The 20,258-nt window shown below is 59.5% G+C and carries 17 protein-coding genes, 3 tRNA genes and 1 pseudogene; 17 read left to right on the top strand and 4 right to left on the bottom strand.

Features of this window, described 5'->3' with window-relative positions:
- Nucleotides 1–87: 87 nt before the first annotated feature.
- From ACN9MY_RS23095 to ACN9MY_RS23085, 3 genes are all read left to right on the top strand, one after another.
- Entirely contained in the window at nt 88–1,383 is a 1,296-nt protein-coding gene (locus ACN9MY_RS23095) for a TolB family protein (protein WP_426318740.1), read from the top strand.
- Nucleotides 1,380–1,694 (top strand): hypothetical protein, encoded by a 315-nt coding sequence (locus tag ACN9MY_RS23090; protein WP_426163062.1) that lies wholly within the window; start codon nt 1,380–1,382, stop codon nt 1,692–1,694. The genes ACN9MY_RS23095 and ACN9MY_RS23090 overlap by 4 nt, the downstream gene beginning before the upstream one ends.
- A gap of 70 nt (nt 1,695–1,764) precedes the next feature.
- Entirely contained in the window at nt 1,765–2,424 is a 660-nt protein-coding gene (locus ACN9MY_RS23085; protein ID WP_426163059.1) for a peroxiredoxin, read from the top strand.
- A gap of 85 nt (nt 2,425–2,509) precedes the next feature.
- Here ACN9MY_RS23085 and uvrB read toward each other — a convergent pair whose 3' ends face one another.
- Nucleotides 2,510–4,576: an excinuclease ABC subunit UvrB gene (uvrB, locus tag ACN9MY_RS23080; protein ID WP_426163056.1), complete on the bottom strand. Its 2,067-nt coding sequence runs from the start codon at nt 4,574–4,576 to the stop codon at nt 2,510–2,512.
- 110 nt (nt 4,577–4,686) lie between these two features.
- Here uvrB and ACN9MY_RS23075 point away from each other — a divergent pair, with 110 nt between their 5' ends.
- Both ACN9MY_RS23075 and ACN9MY_RS23070 read left to right on the top strand, forming a co-directional pair.
- Nucleotides 4,687–5,889 carry an amino acid aminotransferase gene (locus ACN9MY_RS23075; RefSeq protein ID WP_426318739.1) on the top strand — a complete coding sequence of 401 codons (1,203 nt, stop codon included), beginning with the start codon at nt 4,687–4,689 and terminating at the stop codon, nt 5,887–5,889.
- A gap of 37 nt (nt 5,890–5,926) precedes the next feature.
- Nucleotides 5,927–6,002 (top strand) — tRNA-Asn (locus tag ACN9MY_RS23070).
- A 276-nt stretch (nt 6,003–6,278) separates the two neighbouring features.
- Here ACN9MY_RS23070 and ACN9MY_RS23065 read toward each other — a convergent pair.
- On the bottom strand, nt 6,279–7,727 hold the full coding sequence (locus ACN9MY_RS23065) for a serine hydrolase (RefSeq protein WP_426318738.1): 1,449 nt from the start codon (nt 7,725–7,727) through the stop codon (nt 6,279–6,281).
- Between the two features lie 166 nt (nt 7,728–7,893).
- On the opposite strand from ACN9MY_RS23065, the gene ACN9MY_RS23060 reads away from it, so the two are divergent.
- From ACN9MY_RS23060 to ACN9MY_RS23035, 6 genes and pseudogenes are all read left to right on the top strand, one after another.
- Nucleotides 7,894–8,943 (top strand): pectate lyase family protein, encoded by a 1,050-nt coding sequence (locus tag ACN9MY_RS23060; RefSeq protein ID WP_426163048.1) that lies wholly within the window; start codon nt 7,894–7,896, stop codon nt 8,941–8,943.
- An 84-nt stretch (nt 8,944–9,027) separates the two neighbouring features.
- A pseudogene (locus ACN9MY_RS23055) lies at nt 9,028–11,120 on the top strand (glycoside hydrolase family 95 protein); the annotation flags it as partial.
- Entirely contained in the window at nt 11,112–11,429 is a 318-nt protein-coding gene (locus tag ACN9MY_RS23050; protein ID WP_426337655.1) for a glycoside hydrolase family 95-like protein, read from the top strand. The pseudogene ACN9MY_RS23055 and the gene ACN9MY_RS23050, both read left to right, overlap by 9 nt.
- 100 nt (nt 11,430–11,529) lie before the next feature.
- Nucleotides 11,530–12,219, top strand: coding sequence for a DUF3334 family protein (locus ACN9MY_RS23045; RefSeq protein WP_426163044.1), 690 nt, complete (start codon nt 11,530–11,532; stop codon nt 12,217–12,219).
- 52 nt (nt 12,220–12,271) lie between these two features.
- Nucleotides 12,272–12,347 (top strand) — tRNA-Asn (locus ACN9MY_RS23040).
- Between the two features lie 81 nt (nt 12,348–12,428).
- Nucleotides 12,429–12,887 (top strand): hypothetical protein, encoded by a 459-nt coding sequence (locus ACN9MY_RS23035; RefSeq protein ID WP_426336193.1) that lies wholly within the window; start codon nt 12,429–12,431, stop codon nt 12,885–12,887.
- A gap of 47 nt (nt 12,888–12,934) precedes the next feature.
- Here the strand turns inward: ACN9MY_RS23035 and ACN9MY_RS23030 are convergent, their stop codons facing one another.
- On the bottom strand, nt 12,935–13,519 hold the full coding sequence (locus ACN9MY_RS23030) for a hypothetical protein (protein WP_426318735.1): 585 nt from the start codon (nt 13,517–13,519) through the stop codon (nt 12,935–12,937).
- A gap of 229 nt (nt 13,520–13,748) precedes the next feature.
- Between ACN9MY_RS23030 and ACN9MY_RS23025 the strand changes: the two genes are divergently transcribed.
- The 6 genes from ACN9MY_RS23025 to ACN9MY_RS23000 all read left to right on the top strand — a co-directional run bounded on the left by ACN9MY_RS23025 (nt 13,749) and on the right by ACN9MY_RS23000 (nt 19,562).
- Nucleotides 13,749–15,116 carry an HD-GYP domain-containing protein gene (locus ACN9MY_RS23025; RefSeq protein ID WP_426318734.1) on the top strand — a complete coding sequence of 456 codons (1,368 nt, stop codon included), beginning with the start codon at nt 13,749–13,751 and terminating at the stop codon, nt 15,114–15,116.
- 70 nt (nt 15,117–15,186) lie between these two features.
- Nucleotides 15,187–15,387: a hypothetical protein gene (locus tag ACN9MY_RS23020; protein WP_057259495.1), complete on the top strand. Its 201-nt coding sequence runs from the start codon at nt 15,187–15,189 to the stop codon at nt 15,385–15,387.
- Between the two features lie 101 nt (nt 15,388–15,488).
- The gene (locus ACN9MY_RS23015) at nt 15,489–15,908 is read left to right on the top strand and encodes a cupin domain-containing protein (protein ID WP_426163033.1); all 420 of its coding nucleotides are present in this window, start codon (nt 15,489–15,491) and stop codon (nt 15,906–15,908) included.
- 107 nt (nt 15,909–16,015) lie between these two features.
- Nucleotides 16,016–18,199, top strand: a complete 2,184-nt coding sequence (locus tag ACN9MY_RS23010) for a TonB-dependent receptor (protein ID WP_426163031.1) — start codon at nt 16,016–16,018, stop codon at nt 18,197–18,199.
- A 129-nt stretch (nt 18,200–18,328) separates the two neighbouring features.
- Nucleotides 18,329–19,435 (top strand): hypothetical protein, encoded by a 1,107-nt coding sequence (locus ACN9MY_RS23005; protein WP_426318733.1) that lies wholly within the window; start codon nt 18,329–18,331, stop codon nt 19,433–19,435.
- A gap of 51 nt (nt 19,436–19,486) precedes the next feature.
- A tRNA-Asn gene (locus ACN9MY_RS23000) sits at nt 19,487–19,562 on the top strand.
- Between the two features lie 162 nt (nt 19,563–19,724).
- Here ACN9MY_RS23000 and ACN9MY_RS22995 read toward each other — a convergent pair.
- The gene (locus ACN9MY_RS22995) at nt 19,725–20,207 is read right to left on the bottom strand and encodes a hypothetical protein (RefSeq protein ID WP_426318732.1); all 483 of its coding nucleotides are present in this window, start codon (nt 20,205–20,207) and stop codon (nt 19,725–19,727) included.
- Nucleotides 20,208–20,258: the final 51 nt, after the last annotated feature.

Here is a 20,258-nt window from a genome sequence, read left to right as displayed (position 1 = left end):
CGTGATTTTCCGTGACTTTTTCTGTCGGGCAATGGCAATATAATCATCCGAATTTGCCGCGCCGCGGCGCCACAGGTAGGGTGATCCATGCATGTCCTGATCATATTGGGAATCGTCGTGTTGTTGGTTGTGTTGTTCTATAAGTCGACCAACCAGTATGTGCAGCCAGCCGGCTCGCCAGCCCCGGCGCCGACGCAAGCCATGGGCGGCAACGCGCCGCCGGTGCAGCTTGGCTGGGTCTCCAACGGCAAGCTGTTCGTGCAGGGCGGTTATGGCGCAGTGCAGGAGATTTCCAGCCCTTATGCGCAGCAGGCGATGGACCGCGCGGAACGCAGCCGCGAAAAGAACGCGTGGAAGAAGGACACTGCCTTCGGTGTCGCCGCGCAAGGCAATTACCGCGACTTCGATCATCAGACCGATCCTTTCCTGATTTCGTCGGCACTGTTCACCGGCGACGGCAAACTGCTGTACTTCCAGGCAGACCATGGCATGGGCGGGCTGTTCGCTTACGACACCGCCAGCGGGCAGGAAGAACGCCTGCTGCATCGCCAGCAATTGCAGCTCGATGATTTGTGCCTGTCGCCGTCCGGCGAGACGATTGTCTGCACGCTGCGGGCGCGTGGTGGCGCCAGCCATATTGCGACCATGCGCAGCAATGGCGATGGACTGCGCGAACTCACCGGCGGAGATACGATCGATTCCGCGCCTGCGCCCGTGCCGGGTGACGAGACCAAAGTCATCTACCAGTCCGCAGCGATTGGACGCGACCAGCACGGCGGCTGGGCCGCAACGGGCCATGTGACGCTGCAGGAATTGAATACCGCGACCGGCCGCGTTACGCCGGTGCTGGAAGATCCGCGCTACGACTTCCTGTCCCCACGCGTGGCGCCGGATGGGGTGCTGTTCTTCATTCGCCGTCCTTATGAACCGCCGCAGTACAACGCCGGCAATGTAGTGCTGGATACGCTGTTCTTCCCATTCCGGCTGCTGCGCGCCGTGTTCCATTACCTGAATTTCTTCTCGCTGATGTACTCGCGCAAGCCGCTGACCGGTGCGAGCGGCATGCCGATGCAGGCGGACATGAAAAACATCGTCTTGCAGGGCAAGCGTATCGACGCCGAGCGTGCGCTGCGCCAGGAAGCCAGCATCGGCGGCATTCCTTCGCTGGTGCCGTCGTCGTGGCAGCTGATGCGCCGCACGCGCAGCGGTGGCGAGGCGGTGGTGGCGAACAATGTGAGTTCGTTTGATATGACGCCGGGCGGCACCATTGTCTACAGCAACGGCCGCGGCCTGTTTGCGCTGGATGCGCAAGGGCGCTCGGTACTGGTTGCGCAGGGAGACCTGGTCGGCGCAGTGCTGGTGCATGATAAGATGCCGGCATGAAACAACTTGAACCCATGTTCCGCTGCACGGGCTGCAACCGGGGCATTTTGAATCGCTGCGTGGCCCGCTGCCTGTATTGCGGCGCCGACCTGCCTGCCGAGGCCAGGCTTGCACCGGAAATGATCGCACAACGCGACGCTGAACATGCGCGCATGGAAGAGGCACGCAAGCGCCTTGCACAGCATCCCGCACCGCGCCCGCAGGCCCAGGGCAGCGCAGCGTCGGACGTCATCGATGGCGTGGCGACGGGGTTGGATGTCATCGACCTGATCGGCGATGGCGTCTCGCTGTTTGGCAAACTTCTGGACTAAACATGTTGCTTTGATAATGACGGCGTGGCACGATATTGATCCCGCCATGCCAATCATTAAAGGAGCTGTCATGTCCCTGCGCATCAACGATACCGCACCAAATTTCAAGGCCCAGACTACCAAGGGCCCGATCGATTTCCATGAATGGATTGGCGACCAGTGGGCCGTCCTGTTCTCGCATCCGAAGGATTTCACGCCGGTTTGCACCACGGAGCTGGGCTACATGGCCAAGATCGAGCCGGAGTTCACCAAGCGCAATACCAAGATCATCGGCTTGTCGATCGACCCGGTCGAGAACCACAGCAAGTGGGCTTCCGACATCGAAGAAACCCAGGGCGCCAAGGTGAACTATCCGATGATTGGCGATACGGACCTGAATGTGGCAAAGCTGTACAACATGCTGCCGGCTGAGGAGCCGGGTACTGCGGATGGCCGCACCGCTGCCACCAATGCGACCGTGCGTTCGGTATTCATCGTTGGCCCGGACAAGAAGATCAAATTGATGCTGACCTATCCGATGACCACCGGCCGTAATTTCGATGAGATCCTGCGCGTGCTCGATTCGATGCAGCTGACCGCCAAGCACAAGGTGGCCACGCCGGTGAACTGGAAGGATGGGGAAGATGTGATTATCGCTGGCTCGGTCAGCGATGATGATGCCAAGGGATTGTTCCCAGGCGGGTGGAAGGCGCCTAAGCCTTACCTGCGGATCGTCAAGCAGCCTTCCTGAAACCGTACGGGTTTGGTTGTGCGCCTTTGATCTTCGTCGAAAGTCCCGGGTCTGACCCTCTGGGTCAGACCCAGGTTTACCGGTTTTAAAGCGCATCGGCGCCAGGCGCGCCGAACAGCTGCTCTTTGAGGTGGTGCAACTGATCCCGCACCTGTGCCGCCTTTTCGAACTCCAGGTTCCTCGCGTGGTCCAGCATGAGCTTCTCGAGCCGCTTGATCTCCTTGCTGATCTGCTTCTCGCTCATGGCCTCGTATTTCGCGGCTTCCTCGGATACCTCCAACTGCTCGCGGGCCGCAGCGCTGTAGACGCCATCGATCAGATCCTTGATGATCTTCTTCACGCCGCGCGGCGTGATGCCCATCTTCTCGTTATAGGCAATCTGCTTGGCCCGGCGCCGTTCGGTTTCATCGATCGCGCGCTTCATCGAGTCGGTGATGTTGTCCGCGTACAGGATCGCCACACCGTTCAGGTTACGCGCCGCCCGACCAATGGTCTGGATCAGTGAGCGCTCGGAACGCAGGAAGCCCTCCTTGTCGGCATCCAGGATCGCCACCAGCGATACTTCGGGCAAGTCCAGGCCTTCGCGCAGCAGGTTGATCCCCACCAGCACGTCGAAGGTACCAATGCGCAGGTCGCGCAGGATTTCCACGCGCTCCACGGTATCCACATCGCTGTGCAGGTAGCGCACCTTGATGCCGTGGTCGCCCAGGTATTCGGTCAGTTGCTCCGCCATGCGCTTGGTCAGCGTGGTGACCAGCACGCGTTCATTCTTCTCGATGCGGTCGTTGATCTCGCCCAGCAGGTCGTCGACCTGGGTACGGGCAGGGCGCACGATCACTTGCGGGTCGACCAGGCCGGTTGGACGCACCACCTGTTCGACCACGGCGCCGGCGTTCTTCTTCTCGTACTCGGCCGGGGTGGCGGAGACGAAAACCGTCTGCCGCATCTTCGACTCGAACTCCTCGAACTTCAGCGGTCGATTGTCCAGTGCCGATGGCAGGCGGAAGCCGTAATCCACCAGGTTGGTCTTGCGCGAACGGTCGCCGTTGTACATGGCTGACAACTGGCCGATCAGCACGTGCGACTCGTCCAGGAACATGAGCGCATCGCGCGGCAGGTAGTCGACCAGGGTTGGCGGCGGTTCGCCCGGCTTGGCGCCGGACAGGTGGCGCGAGTAGTTCTCGATGCCCTTGGTGAAGCCGACTTCAGACATCATCTCCAGGTCGAAGCGGGTACGCTGTTCCAGGCGTTGTTCCTCAATCAGCTTGTTCTCGCGGCGGAAGAATTCCAGGCGCTCGCGCAGTTCTTCCTTGATGGTCTCGATCGCACGCAGCACGGTGGCGCGCGGCGTCACATAGTGCGAGCCTGGGTAGACGGTGAAGCGCGGAATCTTCTGTTTGACCTTGCCCGTCAGCGGATCGAACAGCTGGATCGATTCCAGCTCGTCGTCGAACATTTCCAGGCGCACCGCCAGATCGGCGTGTTCGGCCGGGAAAATGTCGATGGTGTCGCCGCGCACGCGGAAGGTGCCGCGGCCGAAGTCCATCTCATTGCGCGTGTACTGCATCTGGATCAGGCGCGCGATGATGTCGCGCTGCGACACGCGGTCCTTGGCGCGCAGCGTCAGGATCATCTGGTGGTATTCGTTCGGATTACCGATACCGTAGATGGCCGACACGGTCGCCACGATCACTACGTCGCGCCGCTCCATTAGCGACTTGGTGCAGGACAGGCGCATCTGTTCGATGTGCTCGTTGATCGACGAGTCCTTTTCAATGAACAGGTCGCGCTGCGGCACGTAGGCTTCCGGCTGGTAGTAATCGTAGTACGACACGAAGTACTCGACCGCGTTCTCCGGGAAGAATTCACGGAATTCGGAATACAGCTGCGCGGCCAGCGTCTTGTTCGGCGCGAACACGATGGCCGGACGGCCCATACGGGCGATCACATTGGCCATGGTGTAGGTCTTGCCGGAACCCGTCACCCCGAGCAGGGTCTGGAACGACAAGCCGTCTTCAATTCCTTCGCACAAGCCATCAATGGCGGTCGGCTGGTCACCGGCGGGAGGGAAGGGCTGGTGCAGCCGGTAAGGCGAATCCGGGAAAGTGATAACTTCCGAAGCCGGGGCACTGGTATTTTGGGAATCAGACATTACTGCAGACCTTTGATAGAATATGCGATTGTCAGCGGCCCTGACCGGATTTTGTTCGGGTGCCGGCCTGCTTTTGCATCGACCCGCCTTCAAACGTTACTAAACTTATCATGACGAACCCTTCCGTATTCAGCGCCATCGAGATGGCCCCGCGCGACCCGATCCTCGGCATCACCGAAGCCTTTAATGCAGACACTAACCCAGCGAAGATTAACCTGGGCGTAGGTGTCTATTATGACGACAATGGCAAAGTGCCGCTGCTGAAGTGCGTGGAAAAGGCGGAAGCAATCCTGATCGAACAGCACGCCCCGCGCACCTACCTGCCGATCGAAGGCCTGGCCGCATACGACAAGGCCGTGCAAGAGCTGGTATTTGGTGCCGACAGCGCCGTAATTCAAGAGAAACGTGCGGTGACCGTGCAGGCACTGGGCGGTACCGGCGCGCTGAAACTCGGCGCCGACTTCCTGAAGCGCTTCTCGCCGGATTCCGAGGTTTACATCAGCAATCCAAGCTGGGAAAACCACCGCGCGCTGTTCGAAAGCGCCGGCTTCAAAGTCAACAACTACGCTTACTACGACGAGACCACCCATGGCGTGAACTTCGCCGCCATGCTGGCTGCCCTGAAGGCCATGCCGCGCGGCTCCATCGTCGTGCTGCACGCTTGCTGCCACAACCCGACCGGCGCCGACCTGACCCAGTCCCAGTGGGATGAGGTGATCGCCGCTGTAGTCGCCGGCGGCCTGGTGCCGTTCCTGGATATGGCGTACCAGGGCTTCGGCGCCGGCATTGCGGAAGATGGCGCCGTAGTGCGCCGCTTCGCCGCGACTGGCGTGGCGCTGCTGGTGTCGAACTCTTTCTCCAAATCCTTCTCGCTGTATGGCGAACGCGTGGGCGCCCTGAGCGTGGTGGCTGCATCCGCCGAAGAAGCTTCGCGCCTGCTGTCGCAACTGAAGCGCGTGGTGCGTACCAACTACTCCAACCCACCGGTCCACGGCGGCAAGGTAGTGGCAACCGCCTTGGCAACCCCAGAGCTGCGCCAGATGTGGGAAGACGAACTGGCCGGCATGCGCGTGCGCATCAAGGAAATGCGCGAGGCCTTCGTGCAGAAGCTGAAGGTCAAGGCGCCTGGCCACGATTTCGACTTCGTGCGTGAGCAGGTCGGCATGTTCTCGTATTCCGGCCTGACCAAGGAGCAGGTGGGCAAGCTGCGCGAGCAGTCGATCTATGCTGTGGACACCGGCCGTATCTGCGTTGCAGCGCTGAACTCGAAGAATATTGATGTGGTAGTTGACGCCATCGCCAAGGTCCTTTAATATGCTGCTCTCTGATCGCAACGCGGTCAGAGAATGATCCCTGATAGCTCAGTCGGTAGAGCGACGGACTGTTAATCCGCAGGTCCCTGGTTCGAGTCCAGGTCGGGGAGCCAGAATATAGAAAAGCCCAGCCTTAACCGGTTGGGCTTTTTGCATTTCAGGGCCGCATTGCGCCCTGTCGCAACATCTGTGCCCAATTTAGTTGCATTAGTAAGTGCTACATTTGATGAAAGTTAATTAGTGTGGTCGCTAAGGTAACTTCATGTGGCCATCCTTATTTCAACACTTCCGGCGGTCAACCAGTCCAGGAAGACACTCACCAATTCCTACGTGATGGACAATAGATGGACAATAAATACCCGACTTGCCAGGGCCGGTACTGATCCGTCCTATTCGGGCTGGAGCCTTTTCAGGATGGCCGCAGCGTTCGTATTGCCGGGATCCAGTTGCAGCGCACGCTGATAGGCCGCAATGGCCTTGGCATTCTCGCCCAGCGCCAGGTACAGCTCTCCCATGGAGTCATGCAGGTTGCCGTCGCGCGGGAAAAGCTCGCTTGCGCGCTGGAGGATAGCGATGCCGGTCGCCGCTTGTCCGGCTTCGGCGTATTGGTAGGCCAGGCGGTTCAACGCATTGCCGTCCTCCGGCGTGTCGCTTTGCGCCAGCAAGAACTTGAAGCGCGCCAATGCCGCGTCGGCGCCGGCCTGGCGAATTTCTGCAGCCAGCACATCATTCAAAGAGGGCTTGGGTTGCGCAACGGCCTGGCCATACAGTACGTCGGTGAAATCGCGGCGCATCCGATAAATCTCCGGCCCCTTGTTGCCATTGCCTTCGTTGAGGAAGATGACAACCAGCTTGCCGTCTTCCGGATAGCGCGTGACCAACGTGCGGAAACCGTTGGCGTTGCCGCCGTGCTCGTGTACCAGGCGCGGCTTGCCGGCAATGGTGCGCGTTCCAACCAGCCAGCCGTAGCCATAACCGAGATCGCCCCACACATCGTCCTTGACATAGGCGGTGAACATCTGCCGTTTTGATTCGGGCTTGAGCAGCGCGTTGCCGGCCAGGGCGCGATCGAGCTTGAAGAAGTCGCCGGTGGTGCTGGCGACGCCGCCGCCGGCGCCGACGTTCGGAATCCAGAGCGGATCAGCGGGACGGTATTCGCCGAGGGCACGCACATAGCCGGATGCCTTGCGCGGGATGATGCGGTCCGGCGCGTCATATGCTGTGCGCTGCATGCCGGCTGGGCGCAGGATCATGCTATCCAGGGCTTCGCTGTACGTCTTTCCGGTCTGCTTTTCGATGACCCAGCCGAGCAGGGTGTAGTTGGAACTGCTGTAGTGGCCCTGGCTGCCGGGTTCGAATTCCAGCGGGCGGTTCATGATCGCGAGGAGATCGGCCTTCGGCACTTTTTCGCCAAGGCGGTTAGCCCAGAAGCCCGGGAAATTTGCGTAGTCGACGATGCCGGAAGTGTGGTTCAGCAACTGGTGCAGCGTGACGCGCTTGCCAATCCCCGAATCAAGTTCGGGCACGTATTTACCAATCGGGTCGTCCAGCTGCAGCTTGCCTTGCTCCGCTAGTTGCATGACCAGGGTCGCGGTGAATTGCTTGGTCAGCGAGGCGACGCGAAAAACGGTGTCAGTGGTGTGGGGAATTTTCCATTCGCGGTTGGCCAGCCCAAAGGCGCGGTGATAAACCACTTTTCCATGGTCGGCGACCAGTACAGCTCCATCCAGTTGGCCGAGGGAGTGGTAACGCTCGGCCAGGCGGTCGATGTCGGCGGCGCGCTCGGCTTTTGCGGGCAGGGCGGACAGCAGAAGCAGGGCGATCAGGATTTTTCTCATTTTTCAACGATAGCATACCGCCAAGTTTATTTGCCTTTGGATATTGGTCGGACCAAAATTAATGCGGTAAGTCCGATTGTTGTATTTTGGTCAGGCCAATTGACGCGCTGTTGGAATAAATGCATCCTGTGCGCTCCTCAAACCAGAAAGCACAGGAGACAAGCGCATGAAAGTTAATCAACTCAAGGTAGTCTTCCTGGCGGCCGCTATCGCGGCAGCCACCTCTGCAGTTGCTGGACCCGTCGGCTATGGCGCCGCCACCACTGGCGGTGGAAGCAAGACCCCGGTCAATGTGGCCACGCTGGCCGATGCCCAGGCTAAGATCAACGCCTACACCGATAACTCCGGCCTGGTACTGAGGTATACCGGCAAATTCGACTACAACACCATCACCGACGTGTGCGCGCAGTGGCAGAAGCCGGCGCAGACGCTGGAGATCAAGAACAAGAGCAACATCACCATCATCGGCGCCAGCGATTCGAGCGCCAACTTTGGCATCCACATCGCCGGCAATGCGCACAACGTGATTGTGCAGAACATGATGATCGGCCTGCTGCAGGGCGGCGAGGCGGCCGATTCGATATCGATCGAGGGCATGTCCTCCGGCCAGCCAAGCAATATCTGGATCGACCACAACACCATCTTCGCTTCGCTGACTTCCTGCCCAGGCGCAGGCGATGCGTCGTTCGATGGCGGCATCGACATGAAGAAGGGCGCGCACCACATCACGGTGTCGTACAACCACGTGTACAACTACCAGAAGGTGGCCCTGAACGGCTACAGCGACAGCGATACGGCCAACGCCAACGCCCGCACCACCTACCACAACAACCGCTTCGAGCACGTCAAGTCGCGCTTGCCGTTGCAGCGTTTCGGCATGAGCCACATTTTCAACAACTACTTCAATGACGTGCAAACGTCCGGCATCAACGTTCGCATGGACGGCATTTCGCTGATCGAAGCGAATTACTTCGAGAACGTGAAGAACCCGGTCACGTCGCGCGACAGCAGCCGTATCGGTTACTGGGAGCTGCGCAACAACTATGTTGGCAGCGGCATTACCTGGGACACCCCGAGCGGCGCGGTCAATGCCACTAACTGGGGCAGCACCCAGTCCTATGGCCCGACCGGCTATTCCTATACCCCGATTGCCGGCGCCGACGTGAAGGCCAAGGCGATTGCCACCGCCGGTGCGCGCACCAACCTGGCCCAATAGGCATAGTTCGCGTTAAATAAGTCATAGCTTTGCCGCTGTCAGGCACGAGGATAATTTGCCCATGCTAACAAGAACGGAGGCAGGATGGGCGTGAATTCCAGGCGGCGGCACCTGATGGTCTCGCTCGGCATGGCGGCGGCATTTCCAGGGCTCGCGGGTGCCGCAGTGAGTGCCACGGCGCGCGGCAAGCGCGAAGATCTGGAGCTTTGGTATGCGCGTCCGGCAGGGCCATGGGTAGAGGCGCTGCCGGTCGGTAACGGCAGGCTGGGCGCCATGGTGTACGGGCGCGTGGGGCAGGAACGCCTGCAGCTCAATGAAGATACCCTGTTTGCAGGCGGCCCGCATGACCCGAACATGCCCACCGCCCAGGCTGCGCTGCCGCAAGTGCGCACCCTGATCGATCAGGGCAGGTTCAAGGAAGCCCACGACCTGTGCGGCAGCACCATGATCTCCCACCAGCAGATGCCCTACAGCTCTGCCGGCGACCTGCTGATCGACTTTATCGGCGCGCCTGCGGCGCCATCGGTATACCGCCGTTCCCTTGGCCTCGATTCAGCCGTGGTCCACACCAGCTATGCGGCAGGCAAGGTGCGCTACACGCGCGAAGTATTTGCCAGCGCTCCCGCGCAGGTAATCGTGGCCCGGCTGACCGCTACGCAAGGCGTGCTGGATTTCGATCTTGGCTATCGCCATCCGGCGCAGGTCAAGTATGGTGCTACGCAAGCGCCGGTGGAGTTGCGCGAAGACCTGAACGAGGCGGCGCGCCCGGCCCAGTTGGCAATCGGCGCCGATGGCGATGGCGCGCTGCTGGTAGAGGGACGCAATAATGATTCTTCCGGCATTCCGGGCGCGCTGCGCTACGCGGTGCGGGTGCAGGCGATCGCAGACGGCCAGGTAATCGTGGCCGGCGACCGTTTACAGGTGCGTGGTGCGCGCACTGTGACGCTGCTGGTGGCTGCCGCTACCAGCTACGTCAATTTTGCCGATACGAGCGGCGATCCTGTAGCGCGGGTGCGCCGCGATTGCGCAGGGGCGGCGCAAAAGCCTTATGCGCTCTTGCGGCAGGAGCATGTGAATTCGCACCAGTCACTGTTCCGCCGGTTCTCGATCCGGCTGGGCAAAGGACAGGATGTGCGCCCGACCAGCGAACGTATCGCCACCGCGGAATCGCAGCCCGACCCGACGTTGGCTGCGCTGTACGTGCAATATGCGCGCTACCTGCTGCTTTCCTGTTCGCGCCCCGGCAGCGACCGGCCAACCTGCAGGGCCTGTGGAACGAGGGTACCAATCCGCCATGGGGCGGCAAGTACACAATCAACATCAACACCCAGATGAATTACTGGCCGGCGGGGCCGGCCAACCTGGGCGAATGCGTGGAGCCGGTGCTGCGCATGGTCGAGGGTCTTGCTGTGACCGGCGCCATCACGGCGCGCAAGGCTTATGGTGCACGCGGCTGGGTCACCCACCACAACACCGACCTGTGGCGCGGCAGTGCGCCAATCGATGGACCGTTGTGGGGAATCTGGCCAACCGGCGGCGCATGGCTGTGCAATACGCTTTGGGATCATTATGATTATTCGCGTGACGAGGCCTGGTTGCGCCGTCTCTACCCATTGATGAGGGGCGCATGCCTGTTCTTCATCGATACCCTGGTGGAAGATCCGAAGGGCAGGGGCCTGGTGACATCGCCTTCGATCTCGCCGGAAAACCAGCATCACAAGGGCGTTGCGATTTGCGCGGGCCCTGCCATGGACCGCCAGATACTGCGCGACCTGTTCCGCAACACGCTGGCCGCTCAGGTGCTGCTGAGGAAGGACGACGCCGAACTGCGGCGCGTACTGGAGACAACGATGGCGCGCCTGCCCGTGGACTGCATTGGTGCGCAAGGCCAGTTCCAGGAATGGCTGGAAGACTGGGATGCCGGGGCGCCGGAGCAGAAGCACCGCCATGTATCCCACCTGTATGCCATCTATCCGTCCAGCCAGGCGAACGTGCGCGACACCCCGCAGTTGGTGCAGGCGGCGATGATCACGCTGAACACGCGGGGCGACAAATCGACTGGATGGGCCACCGCATGGCGGCTGGCCCTGTGGGCACGGATGGGGGAGGGTGATCGCGCGCACGCCATCCTGCTTGGCTTGCTGGGGCCGGAGCGCACCTATCCGAACATGTTTGACGCCCATCCTCCGTTCCAGATCGACGGCAATTTCGGCGGCGCGGCGGGGATCATCGAAATGGTGCTGCAATCCTGGGGCGATGAAATCCACGTGCTGGCGGCGCTGCCCAAGGGGTGGCCGGAGGGGGCCATGCACGGCATCCGTGCCCGCGGCGGAGTCGAAGCCGACGTCGAGTGGTCCGGCGGGCGCCTGCGGCGCCTGGCGCTGCGCGGCAAGCCAGGCGAGAGCGTCAGCGTGCGCTACCGCGGCGAGAAGCGTTCCTTGAAGCTGGATGGCAAGGGGCGGGCGGCCTGGATATTGCAAGGATGAGACTGAATGTTGGCAAACTGGACATAAGCTTTTTTGCTTTTGGGGTGGAATCAGTTATTCTTCAAGTTATCTATCAGATTTAATCCGGAGCATTTGAAGAATGATTACAAAAGAAGAACGGGTGGTGTACGGAACCGAGGACTTGCTGACCACCCTGTGCTCGTCGGTCACCCGCGTGCTGAACGTGGCGTCGCAAAGCCGGATTACCTACTCGGCCATGGTGCAGCGTATTACCAAGGTCGGCCTGAAACCTGATATTGGCTGCTTCGTGCTGTTCGACGGCGGCTTTACCGGCCTGGTTGTACTGAACTTCTCGGCCGAAGCGGCGATGGAGATTTACGAACGCTACATGCTCAGCATGGGCATGCCGAAATCCGAACTGGCCAGTTCTTTCACTTCCGACGAAGTGGCGAACATCATGGGCGAGCTGATGAACCAGATCGTTGGCGACTTCACTGGCAAGGTACGCAGCGAACTGCACACCAACATTACCCAGAACCAGCCGAAAATGCTGGTGCTGAACAAGCAGGTGACGCTGAGCGTGGATACCCCGCTCGACCGTCCGGAAATGCGCCGCGTGTCCTTCTTCACCGAGCGTAACAATATCTTCTACCTCGAACTGGCGATCGATCGCACCGAGTTTATTAAATTGCATGATTTCGAGAAGACCGAGGCCGAAGATCCGGATACCCTGCTGGAGCGCGAGCAGGCTGCCCAGGCTGCTGCAGCACCGGCCGAGGCCATCTCGTCGGATGACGCCGACGAGCTTTTGAAGTCCCTCGGCATGTGATCTAAAATAGGCTTTGCAAAAGCAGGAACGACGGTTATAATATTGCCTCTTTTCCCTGATAGCTCAGTCGGTAGAGCGACGGACTGTTAATCCGCAGGTCCCTGGTTCGAGTCCAGGTCGGGGAGCCAGAACACTGAAAAGCCCAGCCTTCACCGGTTGGGCTTTTTTCATGGTGTCGTTTCTTTTCTCGACTACTGGAAGACCGTACCGTGACCGATAATCCATATTCCCAGCCAAGCGCCGCTGTGCAGGCGGAGCACGATCTGCTTCCTTTCAAACCGGTGGCAGTTTCAATGTACAGGTTTTTTGCCTGGATAGCAGTGCTGGTAGCGCTCCTCGGCTTCTTCCAGCTATTTGATCCGGTACGGTTGGAAAGTGGTAAAAGTATCGCGGAAGGCATCGCTCCCCGCGTGGTACTGCTGTTAGCGATGGGGGTGGTGGTTGTTTGCGGATACCGCCGTAATCGCTTGTGCGAGTTTGTCGCAGTCATACTCATTGCTGCGCTTGGCGTCTCTTCGAGCTTGCTATGCATCGCATTCAGCGTCGCAGGCTCGGGCGACGGCGCGCCGCTTTGGATCTCGCTTGCGGTGGTCGTTTTCCTTGTCTTTATTTACTGGATTTACGCCTTCGGTTTCTCGGTAAAAGCCCGGCGATATTTTTCAACATAGACCGGCCACTCACACGACTGCCCCAGGGTGGGCTGCCGCCGACAGGCTTAATGTGCGGGCCCAAAGTAGGGTTTGAACGCTTCTTGCATCTCGGGCGACAATCGATGAAAGTCGATGCGCTGCTTCTTGATTTCTGCACGCAGTCGTTGTGTGCTTCCGGCGGCGCGTGCCAGGCGGGTTACCAGATCTTGGGCGAGTTCTTGTAGTACTTCTCTTGGAATCTGCTTTGGGTCGCGCGCCACAAACGTTTCTCGCGCCGGATCGCCATTGCATTCCTTGCCGGCGACCTTATAAACGCCGCCGTCAATGTGCTGAAAATACAGGCGCTGGCCTGGCTTGGGGTTGCGGCGTTTGGAATACCCGTTAACGAGGTAATACGTCGCTGTGGAATGCGTTGCTACACCGAATATCCATTCGCGCGTGGCCCAGGTTTCATTGTCGGCCATTGGCATGCACAGTGCGCGTATATCCTCAGGCAAAAGATCAAGCTTGGCGTCGGCTCGAAACCGCAGGCCCAGGACGGGATCTCGCAGGAACTGGGGAGGGTGGTTGCTTTCCTGCGCGCCCGCACTGGCGCAGAGTAGCGCAAGCAAAACGGCTGTGCACCGGCCCTTAATAGCGGTCGATAACATGAGATGGTCTTTCTGCTCTGTATTCGGAAACCAGTCCAGAAGTCAGTTGAATGAAGTCGGAATTACACCGGCTTCCACTGGTGCGGCTAGTTTTTTATTTTTCGCTCGACATTCTCTTGCACATCGTTCCAACCTGCAAACATTTAAAAATTATCAAAAAGAAATAAATAGTGCCGTGCGGAAACTTGTGATATGATAGTTTGTGAAGTTTGACGATTGGACATTTGACATGAAACCCACTCACATCAACGCCTCGGTGAACACCCATTACCTGGACAAGGTGATGGACGTTGCCGAACAGATGTCGGTTGAGGTGATTGTCGACATCCTCGATGTGCGCGGCATGAAGCTGGTGTCGAAGGGCACGCGCGTCACGCGAGCCTTGCGCGAAAAACTGATCGCACATAAGTTGATGCGGCCCTTCGAAGCTTCGATCCGCATCACCGATGGCGTGGACTCCCGGGCGGTTGCCCAAGTGGCCGAGAGGCTGGCCGATGTCAGTGCTCCTGTATCCAGCCTGCTACGCAGCGTGCCGGCTGGCGGCAATTCGACCCTGCAGGTATTGCGGCAAATGGAATTCGGCAATGCGATGGCGCTGATGTTGACCGCGTCGGACAAGGCCGGCGGGCCATCGCTTGAACATGCGGTTTTGGTCAGCATGCTTTCCATTTGCATGGCCAAGACTTTGCGCCTCAATGAACAGGACCAGATGGCGGCGGGCTTGGCCGGCCTGCTGCACGATATCGGCGAGCTGTATGTCGATCCCCGTTTCCTTGCGCGCGGCAAGCGCTTGCAGCCGCATGAATGGGCGCACGTCGTGGTACACCCGCGCACCGGCCAGATGCTGATCGACCAGCTGGAATCCTTCCCGCCATCCGTCGGGCGTGCGGTGGCTGAACATCATGAACGTTACGACGGCACGGGCTATCCAAGGCAGGTCTGCGGCCAACAGATTAGCGGCCCGGGGCAGGCAGTCGCCGTGGCCGAAATGATCGCCGGGCTGTTGCTAAAAGACCATGCGCTGGAACGCGCGGAGCTGGCGCTGAAAATCGTGCCGGGTGAGCAAGCGCCGGAACTGTTGGCTGCCGTTTCAGGCGCCTTGCGTCAGTGCCCGCACGGTGTCGTGGCGCCGGAGTTAGCGGCCTGGCGGGCAGGCGAAAGCGTGCCGGGTTTGTATGCACGCATTGCGGCCATTCTTAACCTGGGCGAGCGCCTGATTGATGGCCCGGCGGCGAAATCCGAGCGAACCTGCAAACTTTTGCGAGCGACGCAGGAGCGCGTGCGCAAGATCCAGCGCGCCTTCGTCAGTACCGGCCTGGATGGTTATTTGCAGCCCATGCCATTCGGTGCTGCATCCGACAGCCTTCTTCTATTCGAAAAGGACGTGGCGAGCCGGGAACTGCAATGGCGCTTGCGCGACCTTGCGCGCGACCTTGCATTGCAGGCTGAATCGCCGGACGAAAAACTGGTATTGGCATCGCTGATCAATCTGCTCGATAACGACGAAGGCATCGTCGAACCGCAGCGGCGTCCCCCAGTCCCGCTGCATGGCATGTGCCCGCAGACCGCCGCCGACAGGCGTTTAATGCGGGCGTAGGTGGTAAAATGGCTTGGTACTGAAAGCCCGGCCATTCGGTTGGGCTTTTTGCATTGCGCGGGAGGATGACATGGCAAAAAAGAAAGAAGAACTCGATCCGGAAACCCTGGAACTGATCCAGTGGTGCATCGAGGTGGAAGGTTTCCTGGTCAAGGGCGGCGCCACGGTGGAGCAGGCCCAGGACCATATCGAAGAACAGATTGAGTGGTTCACAGACCTGTTCTATGACGGCTTGACGCCGGAAGAAGCGGCGAAGGAAGCGCTGGCTTGAACCTCTTGGCACCGCATTAAAAAAAGGCTTTGCGATCGCTCGCAAAGCCTTTTTTATTTGGCTTGTGCCTATCATACGGCATCTACCAACCGGAGCCATCCATGAAAATTTTCGCCACAACCGTTACAGCGATCTCCCTCCTCGCTGCCCAGCCTGCTTTTGCGCTGGAACAGAGCGCTTCCGTCAAAGTCACCAGATTGCTGCAGACGCCTACGAGCTGGAATGGTGCAGCGCTGGCATACCCGAACGGGCAGGCTGAGGTGACGGCCATGCTGATCGAGATCGCTCCCGGAGCGGAGACGGGCTGGCACCTGCATCCTGTTGCCTCGTTTGCCTATATCCTGGAAGGCGAACTGGAAGTGAGCCTGAAGGATGGCTCGGTGAAGCACCTGAAGGCGGGCCAGGCGCTGGCGGAAGTGGTCAATACGCTGCATAACGGCCGCAACGTTGGCAAGGTTCCGCTCAAGCTGGTGGTGTTCTATGCGGGAGCCTCCAATAGCACGCTGACGGTCACGGAATAGTGTCTAAAAATTATAGTGGGTATATAATGCCCGCTATTTTGCGGCGACAGACCGCAACCTGTGGGGAGAATAGGGGACATCCATCAAACCGCCCACAAGGAAAGAACATGATGAAGTTGTCCAAGATGCACGTGCTGGTGAGCCTGGCTACTGTGCAGATGGCCGCCATGGCCCAGGAAGCAACCCAGGCCCCAGCCGGCCAAATGGAAGTAGTGACCGTTACCGCACAGCGCCGCGCCGAAAATATCCGCGACGTGCCGGTGTCCGTGTCCTCGATCAAGGCCGAAAAACTGGACATTTTGCTGTCCGGCGGCCAGGACATCCGCGTCCTGGCGGGCAAGACGCCATCGCTGAACGTCGAATCGTCGACCGGCCGTGTGTTCCCGCGCTTCTACATTCGCGGCTACGGTAATGCCGACTTCGCCGTGTTCGCCTCGCAGCCGGTTTCGCTGATTTACGACGACGTCGTGCAGGAAAACCCGATCCTGAAGGGTTACCCGATGTTCGACCTGGCCAACGTGGAAGTGCTGCGCGGCCCGCAAGGCACCCTGTTCGGCCGTAACACCCCGGCCGGCGTGGTCAAGTTCGAATCGGCCAAGCCAAGCCTGCGTGGCGTGGAAGGCTTCTACAACGTTTCCTACGCTACCGACGCTACCGTCAACCTGGAAGCCGCCGCCAACGTGCCGCTGTCGAAAGAGTGGGCCCTGCGCGTCTCGACCCTGCGCCAGCACCGCGACGACTTCGTCGACAACACCTACACCGGCGAGAAAGATGCGCTGGAAGGCTACAACGAACACGCTGAACGCGTGCAGGTGCTGTACCAGCCGAACGGCGTGTTCAACGCCCTGTTCAACGTGCACCAGCGCCAGACCACCGGCAGCTCGCGCCTGTTCCGCGCCAATATCATCAAGAAGGGTTCCAATACCTTCGCCGACGGCTTCGATCCGGAAAAGATCGCTATCAACGGCCGTGAAGACCAGGAACTGAAGACCCAGGGCGCCAATGTGCGCATGAGCTGGGACCTGGGCGCGCACAAGCTGTACTCGATCACCGGCTACGAGACCGTGGCTCGCTACAACTCGCGCGGCGACATCGACGGCGGCAATCCGGGCGACGCGCCAGCAGTGCCGTTCCAGGTTGCCACCGCAGCCTTCGTACCGGACATCAAGCAGTACTCGCAGGAGTTCCGCGTAGAGTCCAAGTACACCGGCCCGATGAACTGGCAGGCAGGCGTGTACTACTTCGACGAGAAGGCAGTGGCAGGCCAGGATAACTTCAACGTTGCCGGCGACCGTACCTCGCGCGTGAAATCGCAGCAGAAGAACGAAGCCTGGGCGCTGTTTGGTTCCGTGAACTACGCCGTGAACGACGCGTTCACCGTGCGCGGCGGCCTGCGCTACACCGAAGACAAGAAGGACTTCGATACCCTGGAAACCACCGGCACCACGCTGGTTGGTCCTAAATCGGTTTCCGAATCCAAGGACAAGTTCAACTGGGACCTGAGCGGCACCTATAAGCTGAACAACGATGTCAGCCTGTACGCCCGCTACGCAACCGGCTTCCGCGCGCCATCGATCGCCGCCGCTTCCACCGCGGTGCCGATCACCGTGGCTGACGCCGAAACCATCACTTCGATCGAAGCCGGCGTGAAGGCCGACCTGTGGAACCGCCGCGCACGCGCAACCCTGAGCGTGTACGACTACGACGTGAAGAACCAGCAGCTGACCGTTGTTGGCGGCAACTCCAACGTCACCAAGCTGATTAACGCTGCCAAGACCAAGGGCCGTGGTATCGAAGGCGAAATCGAAGGCTTCATCACCAACGACTTCAAGATGTCCGCCAGCGCCTCGTACAACTTCACCGAGATCCGCGATCCTTCGCTGTCCGTGAACAAGTGCGCGCAGTGCACCATCCTGGACCCGATCAACTCGTCCGGCCGCGTGGTCATCGACGGCAACGCGCTGCCGCAGGCTCCAAAGTGGATCATCAACCTGAACGCCCGCTACAACTACCCGCTGGCAGAAGGCAACCTGTTCGTGGTGACCGACTGGTCCTACCGTTCGAAGGTGAACTTCTTCCTGTACGAAGCAGTTGAATTCACCGGCGCTCCGCTGACCGAAGGCGGCCTGCGCGTGGGCTACAACTGGGCCGGCGGCAAGTATGAAGTCGCAGCCTTTGCACGCAACATCACCGACCAGCGCCGCGTCACCGGCGCCATCGACTTCAACAACCTGACCGGCTTCGTCAACGAGCCACGTCAGTTTGGCGTGCAGTTCAAGGGTTCGTTCTGATCCTCCGGTAAAGCCGCCGCGCGAGCGCGTGGCTTTATCAATACAAGCGGCCTGCGGGCCGCTTTTTTTGTTTTCCGGCTCGGAAGAGATAGGGTAATCTGACTGAACGCCACCGCAAGGAGCCGCCAAATGAATGCGTTTGCCCGCCTTTTGTCGATTGCCTTACTGTGTGCAGCCAGCTTTACTTGTAACGCCGCGACCCCTCTGCTGAAGGCGATATTGCCCAAGCCAGTCTTGCCGGGCGTCCCAAAGGATGCGCCATGCCAGGACGATGTGGTCAGCAAGCTGTGTCTGATGGAGACCATTATCTGGTTGCGAGGCATGCCATTGACGGCAATGTGGCACCAGCAAGACTACCAACAACTTGACCGGCTGCTGCTGGCATTGTGCGCGGAGGACACCCGCCTGCCCGACGGGCAGCCGGAAATCCTGGTGTTTTCGCGTACATTCGTGAGGCAGTTCAACACGTGGAAGGACTGGAGCGGCGTGGGGACGACGTTGCGCGCGTGGCGCAGCAAGTCGCCTGATTCGCCGGCGCAGGCTTTGCTCGAAGCATTGTATTGGCAAGCATACGCTTGGCACGGCCGAGGCGGCGGATATGCCGGCAGCGTGCCGCCAGAAGGCTGGGAATTGTTCCGCGAAAGGATGGCGAAGGCTCGCGCAAGGCTGGAGGACGCCAAGGCGGTGGCGGGCAACTGCCCTTTGTGGCATAGCACTTACATCGACGTCCTGATTGATTCAAACGTCGCGCGGGACCGCCTTGACGCGGCTTACGATGACGCAGTCAAGGCATTCCCGGAGTCGCAGCAGATCCATTTTTCGATGTCTCGCGCCAAGCAGCGCAAGTGGGGTGGGGCGCCAGGCGAATACGAACGCTTTGCGCGCCGGGCAGCCGGCCTGTCGCAGCGGAGTGAAGGCGGCGCCATGTATGCGCGCTTGTTCTGGATTCGGGACTATGACGACGAGTTTGAGTTTGGCCGGCCGGGCGATCCGGACTGGAAGCGGATGAAGGCTGGCTTTGAAGACATGCTGCGGCGCTATCCGGACCAGGTCCACAACCGCAACAAGTATGCCTCTTACGCTTGCCGCGCCAATGATCGGGATACTTACCTTAAGCAGCGACAGGAACTGGGAGACGCTATCGAGGACGAGCAGTGGCCGGAATCCTGGAAGGTCGATGTCTGCGACCGCCGCATGGCGAAAAACACCGATTCGGGGCCGGTTCAAAAAAAATGAATGGCCAAGACTAGGCAAATCGGAAATGGGTCGATATAATGCGGCCTCTTTTCCCTGATAGCTCAGTCGGTAGAGCGACGGACTGTTAATCCGCAGGTCCCTGGTTCGAGTCCAGGTCGGGGAGCCAGAATACAGCAGCATGCCAAGAACCCAGCCCTAACCCGGTTGGGTTTTTGCTTTTCATGGGGCGTTTATTTGCGCATAGTGGTCCGTGGTGAAGCGCTTGGGCAGTGGGGATAGGGGAGGCCATGGGGCTGGCCTTTGTGGGCGCAGCGGGGCAGGTGGCGGCTCACTTAATTGGCAGCTCAAATCGTTTTCTTACGGTCTCAATTGCGCTTAGAGTGTCACGTGCGTAGTTGAAGTTAGCAGCACTTGGTGAGCTTGAGATTTCATCACGGTTTTCCAGCATCATTTGCTTCACGAAGTGCGGTATGAAGTTGTCGCTGTTAATCGACGCCTCCAAATGGTCAATAAGATCTGCATGACTCGGGGATGGGATATCAGCCCCTTTCTCAATAAGCATGGCCTTAATGCTTTGAAGAACTTCACAGGCTATATTTCGGCTCAGCATTGCTGCGTCTTCCAGTGGCGGCTCAAATTCTTTGACTTTTCCTTTGCTGTCAACACGTCGAAGTGGGCCTACGATGTCGGTCTGGAGCCCTTGTCCCGCGTTTGTTGGGAGTGATCCGTCATGCGTGGTAGCGGTTCGGCTGTAATAGATGAATTTTCCGTACGTTGGCGAAAGCTCTTCCCAAGTATTTTTCATATCCATTGCTAGCTCGCTTGCATCTTTAAGTGCTTGAATCGAGTTAAGATACGCGCT

Source organism: Pseudoduganella sp. R-31 (assembly GCF_049913235.1).
GTDB lineage: Bacteria > Pseudomonadota > Gammaproteobacteria > Burkholderiales > Burkholderiaceae_D > Rugamonas.
The sequence above is the reverse complement of the archived record's forward strand: the minus strand, read 5'-3'. Positions and strand labels throughout refer to the sequence as shown.